Source organism: Paenibacillus sp. J31R30 (assembly GCF_059692115.1).
This window is the reverse complement of the sequence record NZ_JCAUAV010000019.1, coordinates 19,765-33,600: the sequence shown is the minus strand read 5'-3', so window position 1 is coordinate 33,600 and position 13,836 is coordinate 19,765. Positions and strand designations below refer to the sequence as shown.

At 43.1% G+C, this 13,836-nt stretch carries 6 protein-coding genes and 2 pseudogenes; 6 read left to right on the top strand and 2 right to left on the bottom strand.

Translation table 11 applies throughout. The features are described 5' to 3' along the window. Positions 1-17: 17 nt before the first annotated feature. Positions 18-101: pseudogene (locus tag AC58QO_RS31395) on the top strand (hypothetical protein); the annotation flags it as partial. Between the two features lie 784 nt (positions 102-885). Here AC58QO_RS31395 and AC58QO_RS31390 read toward each other — a convergent pair. Further along, complete coding sequence (locus AC58QO_RS31390; protein ID WP_497272553.1) at positions 886-1,224, bottom strand: hypothetical protein; 339 nt, start codon at positions 1,222-1,224, stop codon at positions 886-888. A 3-nt stretch (positions 1,225-1,227) separates the two neighbouring features. Continuing rightward, positions 1,228-1,413 (bottom strand): annotated as a pseudogene (locus AC58QO_RS31385) (IS4 family transposase); the annotation flags it as partial. Between AC58QO_RS31385 and cas2 the strand changes: the two are divergent. From cas2 to AC58QO_RS31360, 5 genes are all read left to right on the top strand, one after another. Then, positions 1,412-1,660 (top strand): CRISPR-associated endonuclease Cas2, encoded by a 249-nt coding sequence (gene cas2, locus AC58QO_RS31380; RefSeq protein WP_497272551.1) that lies wholly within the window; start codon positions 1,412-1,414, stop codon positions 1,658-1,660. The pseudogene AC58QO_RS31385 and the gene cas2 overlap by 2 nt on opposite strands. Positions 1,661-2,250: 590 nt before the next feature. After that, complete coding sequence (locus AC58QO_RS31375) at positions 2,251-3,633, top strand: competence protein CoiA family protein (protein ID WP_497272549.1); 1,383 nt, start codon at positions 2,251-2,253, stop codon at positions 3,631-3,633. A gap of 578 nt (positions 3,634-4,211) precedes the next feature. Beyond that, entirely contained in the window at positions 4,212-4,841 is a 630-nt protein-coding gene (locus tag AC58QO_RS31370) for a hypothetical protein (RefSeq protein ID WP_497272547.1), read from the top strand. 923 nt (positions 4,842-5,764) lie between these two features. After that, a complete protein-coding gene (locus tag AC58QO_RS31365) occupies positions 5,765-13,258 on the top strand; it encodes a SpvB/TcaC N-terminal domain-containing protein (protein WP_497272545.1) in 7,494 nt (2,497 codons plus the stop codon). A 68-nt stretch (positions 13,259-13,326) separates the two neighbouring features. Beyond that, positions 13,327-13,824: an SUKH-4 family immunity protein gene (locus tag AC58QO_RS31360; RefSeq protein WP_497272543.1), complete on the top strand. Its 498-nt coding sequence runs from the start codon at positions 13,327-13,329 to the stop codon at positions 13,822-13,824. Positions 13,825-13,836 lie beyond the last annotated feature (12 nt).

Here is a 13,836-nt window from a genome sequence, read left to right as displayed (position 1 = left end):
TCTAGGATGACGATAGACGGCGTAAATTTGTTCGGGAGCTAGAGGATTTCGCATTCCGAGTTCAAAAGAGCGTCTTTGAGGCGTTACTTGACATGCAATGATTTGAACAAATGGCAGAACACATTACTCCGTTCATTCAAGAACGAGATTCACTTCGAATATATCATTAAGCAACAGATCATATAATAGCGCAATACTATTCGACAGCAACATTAAGATTGAAACGGATTCTGTTATCATTATTTGACCTTGGCTGCATGTGATAGAAAAGGCATAAAACCGCCAATCGCATGCAGCAAATTTATTGAAAATGGCATGTGAGAAATCGAAGGAATTAGACGATTAATTGAGAATTAGAGAGTTCATTATTTTTAGGGGTGGATATAACTGGATTTAGTTTACATAACTTTTTTGGGAAATTTTCAATTTCAATCGCATGTAAAAAAGGGCTTGCCAACCCGCGTCCTACAAGGGTAAAATAAGGATACTCTTGTAACACCTACCCCGACTTTTAGGGGATTGAAACATTAATTCATTACTTAGACAGTGCGGACATTGCAGATTATTGCAGTACTTACCCCGACTTTCAGGGGATTATCACTACCCGTGCACGTCACCAATGAAATCGAGCCTATCACTTTGGAACACCAGCCCCGACTTTCAGGGGATTATCACGCTGGAAGTGGTTGCTCCCCACACGGGTTTGTTGCAACTAGTTGAAACACCAACCCCGACGGACTTTCAGGGGATTAACAAATAAAAAGTCTGCATGGTCTTTGTTTTTGAAAACAAACGACATGCAGACTTTTTCGGTTGTTCAATCTCTCACGATTAGCAGCTTATTTAACATTCAAATTTATTCAATAAGTTACATGCTCAACTTTCTCACCCTGAAATTCCTAATAAACACTTGTAGAACTTGGATAAACTGGCTGTAAACCTATCAAATATCTCCTGAAATTGTTCTTCAGTGAGCAAAAGAGCTTCTTGAATGGCTTGTTTTAACAGGGCAACTAAGAGCATTAGAGCTGTGGCTAGTTTGATATCCTCAAGTTCGTCACAGCACACATAGAATAAATGACCTAAAGTGTATTGATCTTTGTTCTCTCGGGTTTCCATCGCAAGAAAAAGATAACGTGTAAAAACAAGGGGCGTATGAGCAAACATCATATCGTAGGAATGCCCTTGAAATTCTTTAGCCAGTCGCAAATAAGATTTGTTCATCTTGAAGAAAACCTCGATATCCCAGCGTTTACCGTAGATACGAATAATTTCTTCATTAGTTAGGTCTAAGTCGGTGGAGAGCAGGGCCAGCCATTGTTTCGACCGATTTCGATCTCGAACAAATACGATCCTAGCTACGACGGAGGCTATAGCTATAATCTTTGCTTTCCCACGGGGGAAAGGCCAGATGTCTTCAAACGAGGGATTGAAGAGGTATTATCTAATTTGCTATGACATTGAGGATGACGATAGACGGCGTAAATTTGTTCGGGAGCTAGAGGATTTCGCAATCCGAGTCCAAAAGAGCGTCTTCGAGACGTTACTAGACATGCAACGATTTGAACAAATGGTAGAACACATTACTCCGTTCATTCAAGAACGAGATTCACTTCGAATATATCCATTAAGTAACAGATCATCGGTGGGTAGAACGTGAATTTAGTTTACATAATTTTTTTTGGAAAATTTTCAATTTCTATCGCATGTAATAAAGAGCTTGCCAACCCGCGTCCTACAAGAGTAAAATAAGGGTACTCTGTAACACTTACCCCGACTTTTAGGGGATTGAAACACATATGAACCATTCCCTTCTATCATCGTATTATTCTTGCAACACTTACCCCGACTTTTAGGGGATTGAAACGATTTGAGGATACTTACTTCTTTGTTGGCGTTAGAGGTGTTTGCAACACTTGCCCCGACTTTTATGGGATTGAAACATAATTTCCTCATCTTCAAGATGTGTGATGTGTTCGATCCTGCAACATTTACCCCGACTTTTAGGGCACAAGCGACAGGGAGAAGCCCTTGTTGCTTGTGCGTTTTTTGTTTGTAACCAATAACTTTCACCTCGAGCTACGGCCAAGGCTTTCAAGATTCCCTAATAAATTAAGATTTACATATTTAATGAAACTAATTGAAAGGATTTGGCGTATCAATCAACGGAGGAATTATTTAAAAACTTCCATCACACACCAAAAAGACGGAGTAAAAGTGGGGGTCGTACTAAGGGGGGAGTAATTGCTTATGGAGATAGCAAAACTTCACGATAATTTAGTTGATATTGAGCAAGAACGTAATAAACTTGTTAACAAAAGCCTTTCATGGAAAGAGATCTACGATTCACTTAGTGAAAAATATCGCAAGCACTCTCAAAAAGGTGCATTCCGTTGTGTTTGTTGTAACTCGACATTAAAAATGGTATTAAACGAAGATAGAACATGTTTTTTTTCGCATAATGATTTAAAGGCTTGCACAGAATCCAAAAACTACGAAAATTACACGAATGGCAAAAAAGGTATCGAAAAAAGTGGGAAACATAACTATGGAAAAACTGTCTTAATGACTTATTTAGATGGTCAGCTGAAGATTCATGGGGCCGAAGTGAAGTACGGCTATTTTTATAAGGAAGAATTGAAAATGGTGCCTGATATTATCATCCAATTTCTTAATGGAGAAGTTTGGGCGGTTGATTATATCACTGGTACAAGAAGCGATAACCTATACCACCAAATCATAAGTAAACGAAACGAGTGTTACACAGCGGCAGGAATTAAGCCTTACTTTTTTATTGACTATGAGTGGTATGCTCCGCATCCGAAAGGACATACGCTTTCTTTATATACCGCGGAGAGGATTATGGGTAAAACAACGCGGTATGATCATGAATGGGGTGTTCTGATCGAGGAATGTGTGGCTGATTTCACGGCTGAGTCGATCATTGATTTCAATAATTTTAAGTTAGTTCATCCGATCCGGGTAGGGACATTGGTTTATGTACAGATGGACACTTTTACCGCTCATATTACAAGGTTCTTTCCTATTGTTAGCCTCAATGGGGAGATGGAGCGTTTTGGATATATGCCTCATGATCCAGTTCCGATTTCCCTGGAAGCAGCTGTATCCCTAAATGATGTAAAAACGGAATTTAACTGGACGAATCATAATGAGGAAAGTTTACAACGGATTTTTCAAGGTCGATGCCAATTGGCATATAAGGAAATTCAGGAAGCTGAAAAACAGAAGGAACTTGAAAGAATCGAACGTGAACGTGAGTTACATCGTAGTCAACAAGAAGAGATGAATAATAGTAATGAGGATAAAATGTCACCTGGCGGGAGCACTTCTAAACAAGAAGAGGGAAACAGCTGGCAACGAATAAACGAAATTAATCAGCCTAGAACATATAGTCCGTATCGTCAAATGACTTTTGAAGAAAAAACTTACTATTATCATGACTTAATCGAGCGGTGTAAGTCCTCAGAACGCTTACAAGAGTTTCCTTCCTTCCAAAGTAAGATTGAAAGAGCAGAATTATTACTTGCAGAATGGAGTCAGTTCAACAACCCAGAAAATGATCCGCTGTATGCGGTGATGGAAAATATGAAACATGCATTGCTTCAAGAATAGCGTAATTTATTCTAGTATTTCTTTCCTTGACACATTGAAACACTGCGCTCGTCAGGAAGGCTGCTTTCCAGCGTTCTCAGCAATCGGGCAGATAGTGATGCGGACGATCCAGCAGAATTCTTTGATATGAAGGGGGATTTTGGTCAGCTAATTTACATAAGGATCTTCGGAATGTGATTGCATAAGTACAAGTCCTTCTTATGTTGTAAATATAAAAGGCACGTCAAAAAATCTCGTATGCACTGCTCATGATCGGGCTCAGGTATAACGGGATTTTTCCGTTTACGGGATCCCGGTTTATTTCCATACTTCATTCTTCTCTGATTCGTTTAGCAGGGATTAGAAACCGTTTTGTCGAACTGAAATCAGAAGAAGGACGGACGGCGGAAGACTGAGAACAACGGAAGTACGGGTGCCGATTGGTAGACAGAATTTCATATGTACATTCCTACCGGATGCTAGTAAAACTAAGCAGCTGATAATGCGAAGTCGAACTACTACGTCAGCATTTAGAACATCGCTCCCTTGTTTGGTTAAGAGCTCAGTTGCCCAGGTCGTAACGAAAGGGGAAAAAAGTTTTGTCAAAAATTAACCTTAGATGGGGAATAACAGCAGGGGTTTTATTAGTCGTGGTCGCCGCTTCTTTGTGGATTATCAATGACTCTAAAAATTCCTTAGCTAGTAAGGAAATCGAACTGCAACAAGCAGACCAGAAGATTAAAGAAGTTGCCGAGCAATCAGACCAGAAAATTATGGGGATACAAGAACAGAAAAAAGTAATTGCAGAGTTATTTGAGTTTCTAAGCGATACGCAAGATGCTCTGGCTTCGGGACAAAAGATGGAGGACGATTTCGAAGGTTACGCACGCGAAACGAACAAAATCAAAACCGTTTTGGAGGAAGAATTATATCCAACTAAAAAAAGAATTGAACTTGTCGATAAATTCATTAACTACCAAAAGAAATACACAAAGGAAAAGTTGGAGGCAATTTACGCTAAAATCGACTCCAAAGATGAAGTTGACAGGCATCATGTAACCATTGAATACTACCTTAACTACGCAGCTGAAATTCGAGATCGGAAAGAACCTCAATTTAAAGGATCTAAACACATTGATGATCTAGTTAGGATCATGGGTTCAGAAAGTCAAATAAAGTTTGCAATTACAGCAACCCAGAAAAAAATAGCTAGCCTACTGCAATCATAAATCAGTTCTCAAATATTAAAGTAAACGAAGGATGAGATGGATATCAGCTGGTAACTTACAATACAACTTTCGCCCAAGCTGTGGCCCCTGCCAAGGCTTCTTTTTTACACCATACACTTCTTTTCAATATACTAGTTTACACCCATAATTTAATCTTCTCTGCCAACTGCCATGTTCACTCTGCAACTTTTGCGCCTCTGTGCACAACGTCTTTTCGGCCGTTCGTCTGCCGCGCCCCAGCTCAACTTTTTGCGATCCTGCCGCTGTCAGGTTCCTTAGTTTCGCCCTCGCGTAACCCGCTTCTTCATTTATATCCTATTTATATTCATTTTGTTTATTCTACTTCTGAGCCGCATATCTTGTCACCGACGACCCGTCGGAACCTGCACCCTATGATGCATTTCGACTAACATTTCTGTTGACTTCCCCTTAGGTTTTTGGTCTTCCCTGTGAAACAAGGTTTTCGCGCAGCGCGCGGTGCGGCCCCCCACGTCATTCGAAAATTGCATCTTGGTAAGTATGAAGATGCAGGGAGGACGTCTGCTACTGGCTCCGAAAAGAGCAAAAGAATAAACTCGGAAATAGTGGCAGAAGTATAGTTCTGCTGCTTGGTTCGGTTTTAGCTACAGTTTCTCAGTCATAATGGATTATTCAAAACCGAAAAAATATATACACTTTACATTAAAAATTGGACATATCACTCGGTATATACTGATTAATTTGCCAAATCACATCAAAAAAGCAGAAGTCCTATGATTTCTTCCTTCACATCCAACGAAAGATGTGATTTCAAGCAGTAAAAGAAATTTATCTGCCCCCCTATTTCGACATACTCCAGTAATAAATTGGTATATAATGGCTTTTGTGATAATAAAAGTTGAATTCGGCTCTGCGAAAATGATCACATGCTGTGGAGGTGGACAATGCCCCAAACTAATGAGTTTCGCGGGAAAGACCAAGACCAGATGAACGTGAACAATGCGATGGCTAAAAGTGCACCCCGACAAGAAGGAAGCGATTCCCGAAAACGACAGCAAATCCCTAAGATTGATCTGCCGAAGGGCGGCGGAGCGATCAAGGGGATAGACGAAAAGTTTGCCGTTAACGCATTGAACGGTTCTACCACTTTCAGCATCCCGCTTCCGTTATCCAAAAGTAGAAGCGAATATATGCCGCAGCTAGCGCTTAGTTATAACTCCGGAGCTGGGAATAGTGCTTTCGGATTAGGGTGGGACCTCGAATTGCCATTTATCCAGCGCAAAACGGACAAGCAGTTACCCCAATATGACGATGAGAATGAAAGCGACGTCTTTCTTTTATCTGGAACTGAAGATTTGGTTCCTGAATGGAGTAAAGATGCTTTCGGACAATGGTTCAAAGAGACGCTGACATTAGACGGCTTGATAATCACCAGATTCAAACCGAGAGTGGTAAGCAGTTTCTCCCGAATTGAGAAAATTAAGAAGCACAATGATGTGTACTGGAAAGTAACGACACAAGAAAACATCGTCATGTATTTCGGAACATCTCCTTCATCAAGAATAACGAACCCTTCCAACCCACTTCACATATTCAAATGGTTACCCGACTTCAGTTTTGACGGTAAAGGAAATTGTATAGAATACAAATATACAGATGAGAATTTGGACAATGTTCCTTATGTGTTGCATGAAAAATACAGACATTCTAAGTTAGCTCCAATTACCAACAAGTATTTGACTCGTGTAAGATACGGGAATAAAATCCCATATTATGCCGATGCGGATAAACCTTTTACTCCGATTATGCCACAGCAAGCAGACTACTTCTTTGACGTTGTCTTTGACTATGGTAATCATGACCCATTATCACCTCTGCCAGCACCACAGCAAAAGTGGAATGTACGTCACGATCCTTTCTCAGACTACCGTTCAGGTTTTGAAATCCGTAGCTATAGACTATGTCAAAGAATATTGATGTTTCACCATTTTAAAGAACTCAGCGGCAATAGTCAGATCGTGGAGCCGTATTTAGTTCGATCGCTAGATTTGAATTATAAATTTCTCAATCCCAATGATCTGCCTGAAGCGAAAGATGACCACCTTTACGTGGAGGCAGATTATATAGTATCCATTCAGCAGAACGGTTATAGGAAAATGGAAGATGGCAGTTACTCTAAGAAAGGGTTTCCAAAAACTGAATTTCAATATCACGAATTGAAGTGGAATAAAATAATCCATACCGCGAACAACAAAGATTTAGCCGATTTCCCGATCGGAGCCTCCGATTATATGCAATGGACAGATTTATATCATGAAGGGATTGTTGGTATTTTGGCCGAGCAAGCAGATGCTTGGTACTATAAGCGCAATCTCGGTAATGGTCGATTTTCAGCGGCTGAAACTGTAACAGTCAAGCCGTCGCTGCTCGGTCTTTCGAACGGATCTATCCAAATTCAGGATTTGGAGGCAAACGGCAAGAAATATGTAGTCAGCTATGAGGAAACGCTTCAAGGCTACTATGAATTAACAGACGATGAGGAATGGCGCCCTTTTCAACATTTTGAACAGATGCCGAATATTAATTTTCGCGATCCCAACTTGAGGTTCATTGATGTGAACGGTGACGGGATGGGGGATATACTCATATCTGAGGATGAGGTGTTCACTTGGTATCCCTCGATCGGCACGCAAGGTTACGGACATTCTGAGGCAGTTCGAAAGTCAATAGACGAGGAACAAGGGCCTCGCATTGTATTCGCAGATCGCTCACAGAACATATATCTCGCGGATATGAACGGCGACGGGCTTGTGGACATTGTACGTATTCGTAATGGGGAAATTTGTTATTGGCCGAATCTTGGATACGGTAAATTCGGAGCGAAAGTGACGATGAGCTATGCACCTGTCTTAGACGCGTCAGATTCATTTCACCCAGGGCGGGTGCAATTGGCTGACATTAGTGGTACGGGTGCCGTGGACCTTATTTATTTGGGGCAAAACAAATGGAAAGCATGGATGAATTTAGGGGGAAATGCATGGAGTAGTCCGGAGGAGATCGAGCCGTTCTTCTCCGTCGAATTGCCTAACCAAGTGTCGGTCATAGACCTACTGGGTAACGGTACCTCTTGTATCGTATGGACTTCTCCGCTGCCGCTGAATGCTTCGGCTCCCTTGCGTTATATGGACTTGATGGGCGGGAACAAGCCGTATCTCTTATGCGGAATCAAAAACAATATGGGTAAGGAGACATCAATTGCGTATAAAAGCTCGACCTATTACTATTTGCAAGACGAACAGGAAGGGAAACCTTGGGTAACGAAGCTTCCTTTTCCCGTACATTGCGTCAGTAAAGTACAGGTTAAAGAAATAGTTACCGGCGCCATATATTCGAATGAATACAGGTATCATCACGGATATTACGACCATAATGAGCGGGAATTCCGAGGCTTTGGTATGCTTGAGCAGACGGATACGGAATCGTTCGAACATTTCATCAAGAATAACTCCTCTCATATTGTGAACGAACCTCTTCAACAAGCTCCGACGCTAACAAAGACGTGGTATCATACCGGAGCATTCACGGATAATATCAGGCTGCTGAAACAGTATGCCGGCGAATATTATCGGAACGCTGACTTCGCGTCCTATTCACTGCCGGATGTGATCATACAAACGGGAATAGCTGGTGGCTTATCTGCAACTGAATTGCGGGAAGCGCATCGAAGCTGCAAAGCGATGATGCTCCGGCAGGAAGTCTACGCATTGGACGTAACCGATAAATCGAAGCACCCTTACTCTGTGTCTGAGCACAATTGCCAAATTACGTTGCTGCAACCGAAACATAGCAATAAAAATGCCGTTTTCCTCGTGCAGGAAAGCGAATCTATTAGCTATCATTATGACCGGAACCCGAAAGATCCGAGAATAACCCATACGTTGCATCTGAAGACAAACGAATATGGGCAAATCGAACAGACGGCCGCTGTTGTATATCCGAGATCATCCCAGATGATTCCGAATACATTGCCTCAAGAGGTTCGAGATGAACAAAAGAAGCTAAGGATCATTATTACGGAGAATGACTATAGCAACGATATCGTAACACAGATGGCCTACCGCCTACGCATGCCGTATGCCATGCGCAAATACGAACTGACAGGTGTGCAGACGATAGATCCGTATTTGAATGTTTCCGAACTTAAGGCAGCGCTTTCGCTAGCGAGTAATCTCTCATTTCATGAAAAACCAACGAACGGACTGCAAAAGAGATTATTTTCGCACGAACGAGCTCTGTATTATAAAGACGATCTAAGCGGACCGCTTTCCTTAGGCCAAATGCAATCGAGGGCTATTCCTTACGAATCTTATCAACTTGCGATGAATACTGCTCTGGTCAATGAGATTTTCGCCGCGAAAGTCAATGACAGCATGCTGCTAGAAGGGCAATATCGATCGTCAATGCATATGAAGAATCAAGGTTTATTTCCAGAGATGGATGCTGATGATGAATGGTGGGTTCCATCTGGCAGAGCAGCGTATCCCATAGACGCATACCAGCATTTCTATTTGCCAGATCGATTCTACGATCCTTTTCTGCATGTCACGAAGATCGCGTACTATGCTGATTATCACCTTGTTGTAAGCGAGACTGAAGACGCGATTGGAAACAAAACCAGCGTGGAACGGTTTGATTTTCGAGTTATCGCTCCTGAGCTTGTTAAAGATATCAACGATAATTACACGGAAGTGCGTTATGACAGCCTTGGTTTTGTGGCAGGGACTTCATTAAGAGGAAAAGGGGCGGATGCGGATGATTTTGACGGTTTCCAGTCAGATCTAACGCCAGAACAAGTACAGCAATTTTTTGATAATCCGTCATCCGTTGGGCCGGGGATCATTCAACATGCGACAAGCCGCTATGTGTATGATTTATCCCAATCCCCGATTTGGGCTGCTTCAATTGTCCGAGAGACGCATTATCAGGATGAACTCTTGAGCGGCATCGCTGCCAAGTACCAGTACAGCTTCGAGTATTGCGACGGCTTAGGCCAAATTGTAATGAAAAAGATACAGGCGGAGCCGGGAATTGCCAAAATGTATGACGATTCGGATCGCATTGTGGAAGCAGATACTACTCCCAATTTACGCTGGGTCGGTACTGGCCGAACAGTATTGAATAATAAAGGAAATCCGGTAAAGCAATACCAACCCTACTTTAGCGTAACGCATCGATATGAGAATGCCAAAGTGCTAGTAGAGATCGGATATTCTCCCTGTATGTTTTACGATCCGATAGGCCGCTTACTCAAGACGGAACAGCCAGACGGTACATACAGTACACTGGAATATGATCCGTGGGTTCAGAAGACATTTGATGAAAACGATAATGTACTGGAAAGTCACTGGTATAACGAACGGGTCTATGGCGATCTAGCTTCAAATCCTTATCAACATGAAGCTGCTCTTAAGGCTGCGCTTCATGATCAAACACCGCTTGTTGTTCACTTGGATACACTTGGAAGAAGTATCTATTATGTCACTCATAACAGATGGAAGGACCGTAACGGGAATATTAAGATTAACAAATTTGCCACATGGATGGAGTTCGATATTGCGGGCAATCCGCAATTGATTCGGAACGCCCGCGGAAACATTACTATAACCTATAAATACGATATGCTGAATCGGGTCAGGTACCAGAATACTCCCGAATCCGGCGAACATTGGTCGCTTGAGGATGCTGCGGGTAAGACGCATGGTAAATGGGACAGTCTCAACCGCGAGTATTCCTATACGTATGACGCTTTAAATCGGCCGTTGGAGTTATATGTGACCGAAAACGGCGGAACGGCAAAACTATTTGAAAAATTCATATACGGGGAATCGATCCATTTAGTGAATCCTTTCGCTGACGCTAAATCGGCCAATGGTCTAGGTAAACTGTATCAACATTATGACACGTCTGGTGTTGTCACTTATGAACGCTATGATGTGACGGGCAACATGGTGAACAGCAAGTATACGTTATTGAAAAATTACAAGGAGGATACGAATTGGTCTGAATCCCCTGAGCTCGAGGCGGAGACATACGTCAGCCAAACCATCTATGATGCACTCAACAGGCCGGTCGAAATTACGACTCCGCATATTGTTGGCAAAGCACCCAACACAATACGTCCGGTTTATAATGAGGCGAATCTATTAAACAAAGTTCAGGTTCAGGTTCGCGGCTCCGCACAGACCGAGTATGTCTCAAACATCTACTATAATGCGAAAGGCGTACGCGAGTCGATTTCATATGGCAACGGTACAATAACTACTTATACGTACGACCTTTTTCAGTATAGGCTTATTCGGCTAAACACGACCAGAACCGGATTTGGACCCGGAGAAAGCACAGTACAGGATTTGTCCTATACCTATGATCCGGTTGGCAACATCATGTCTATCCGCGATGACGCCCAGCAGACGATCTACTATAACAATCAGAGAATTCAACCCCATGCGAAATATGAATACGATGCGTTGTATCGATTGATAAAGGCGGAAGGCAGGGAGCATATCGGACAGAACAAGGCCATCAACGAGTGGGATCAGTTCCGAACCAAGCTTCCGCATCGAGGCGATGGCAATGCGATGCAAAATTACTGTCAGTGGTACACTTATGATGAGGTCGGCAATATACTGGCAATGATTCATCAAGCGGGGAGCGGGAGTTTGACCGACCAATGGACCCGCAATTTCACATACGATCCGCATAATAACCGATTGCTGACGTCAGTAGCGGGATCTTCGCTAAACCCTTCTTCATTTGGCTACAATTTACACGGCTGTATGACGGAAATGCCGCATCTGCAGCATATGGATTGGGACTTTAAAGACCAATTGAAAAGCGTGGGGCGGCAAGGCGGCGGAACGGCTTATTATGTGTACAATGGTGCTGGGCAGCGGGTCCGAAAGGTTCTCGAGAATCAAGATTCGACCGTTCAAGAGGAACGGATCTATTTGGGGATATTTGAAATATACCGCCGATACGAGACAAACGGGATTAAATTGGAACGGGAAACGCTCCAGGTTATGGACGATAAGCGACGAATTGCTCTAATTGAAACTAAGACAAAAGGAATAGACAATTCTCCTGCTCAAGCGATTCGATACCAACTGGAAAATCATCTCGGTTCATCCTGTGTAGAACTGGACGAGACAGGAAAAGTAATCACCTACGAGGAATACTATCCTTTTGGAAGCACCTCTTATCAAGCTATGGACGGCATAATTGAAGTAAATAGTAAGCGGTATCGATACATAGGTAAGGAACGAGACGACGAGAGCGGATTGTATCATCAAGGCGCAAGATATTACGCGCCGTGGCTCGGTCGCTGGATTAGTTGCGATCCGATTGGGATTGAAGGCAGTCTCAATCTATATGAGTACTGCAATAACAATCCGATTACTAGAAGCGATCCATCGGGTACGGAAGCAATAGATTGCTCGTTTCAGGATGTTCTCGTATGCGCCAATCCAGACTCAGCGAGATGCAAAGAGGCCTCTGACGAATTGGAGCGAAAAAAGGAATTCTGCGAAGAGGAACAGTCCGAGTCCCCGTCCGATGGCGACTCGCCTTCTTCAGAGAGCAGTCCTTCCGAAGAAGATGAGGGCGTTGGGATGCCCGGGTTCGCGGAAAGCATGATCCCGATATGGGGGTCGGGCCGAGAATCGATCTACCATTTTCAAAAAGGCAATTACGGCCGTGGGGTTCTATATGGTGCATTAGCGATCTCCGACGTATTCTTGGTTAAGAGTCTGGTCACAGCGGCCGGCAAGTTGGTCGTTAAAGGCGGAGCTAAGATCATTGCCAAGGAAGCGGCAGATGTGGCTGCCAAAGAAGCCGGTGAGCTAGCCGCCAGGGAGTTAGCCGCGCGAGAAGCAGCAGAACTGGCAGCTAAGGAGACAGCTGCTATAGAGGTGGAGAGACAAGCCGCTGAGCTGGCAGCCAGGGAAGCTGCAGCTAGGGAAGCAGCGCAAATCGCATTAAAAGTGACCGGTAAGGTGGCTTATGGAGCAACCGATTTAAGTAAAGTGGCAATCGCTTTTAGAAAGGCGAATCAGATATTCAGCGGTCGAAACGTTGCCGTGTTTGAATATATTGAAAATGGCGTGAAGAAGACGTTAGCCATGGCTAGCGAGCGTGGAGCGGGTCACGCGGAGCGGTTGATCGCCAAGGAATTAGAAAAATTAGGCATCAAACCTTCGCAAGTAACAAGAATTTATTCGGAACTACAGCCTTGCGTTGCACCAGGCGGATACTGTTTGACGATGATCGGCAAAAAATTCGCGCAAGCCACTGTAACATTCAGCTTTGAATACGGCGCTACCCAAGCTTCCAGATCCGAAGGTGTCAGATTATTGAAAGAAGCGATTAAAATGATTATGTAATTAAGAAGCAGGTTACTAATAGTCGGAAATATCAGAGATCAGTGCCACTGAGAGGAGATTAAAATTATATGCAGAATATGACAGAACTTTGGGGAAAATCGCTTCATCGCATGGATTTGAAGGAGTTGGACAACATTTCGTTATCGGATGTTACCAAACAAGTATTAAGCACCACTGGATTACCGGTTCGAGACGACTTGCTGATTGAATTTTATCAAGAGCGAGATGTAAAACAACTGATGTACAAGCAGGAAGCTCATCTCGTTATTGGCGATGATTTCGGCACACAAATTGCGATCAAAGCCAGTACGGACGAGGTATTCTCCATCGATCCAGAGGGAGAGCTTCCTGTCCGCTTTGTGAATGACAGTGTGAGGAACTTATTGTTGTTCTTGCATATTTACGTCACTATGCAGCCCGCCCTGCAGGAAGCCAGCGATGAAGAGGCTGAGGATCTTGTTCATGATCTAAGAGATCAATTTCTTGCTATAGATGAGAAGGCGCTCGAGCACGAAGAGCATTGGTGGTCCGTCATTTTGGAACAGACAGTTGATGGGCTTATGTAACCAACATTTTCT

Excerpts from the sequence above, each read along its gene's own strand:
- AC58QO_RS31390 (WP_497272553.1), bottom strand. The coding sequence starts at position 1,224 with ATGAACAAATCTTATTTGCGACTGGCTAAAGAATTTCAAGGGCATTCC.
- AC58QO_RS31375 (WP_497272549.1), top strand. The coding sequence starts at position 2,251 with ATGGAGATAGCAAAACTTCACGATAATTTAGTTGATATTGAGCAAGAA.
- AC58QO_RS31365 (WP_497272545.1), top strand. The coding sequence starts at position 5,765 with ATGCCCCAAACTAATGAGTTTCGCGGGAAAGACCAAGACCAGATGAAC.
- AC58QO_RS31360 (WP_497272543.1), top strand. The coding sequence starts at position 13,327 with ATGCAGAATATGACAGAACTTTGGGGAAAATCGCTTCATCGCATGGAT.
- cas2 (WP_497272551.1), top strand. The coding sequence starts at position 1,412 with ATGTCTTCAAACGAGGGATTGAAGAGGTATTATCTAATTTGCTATGAC.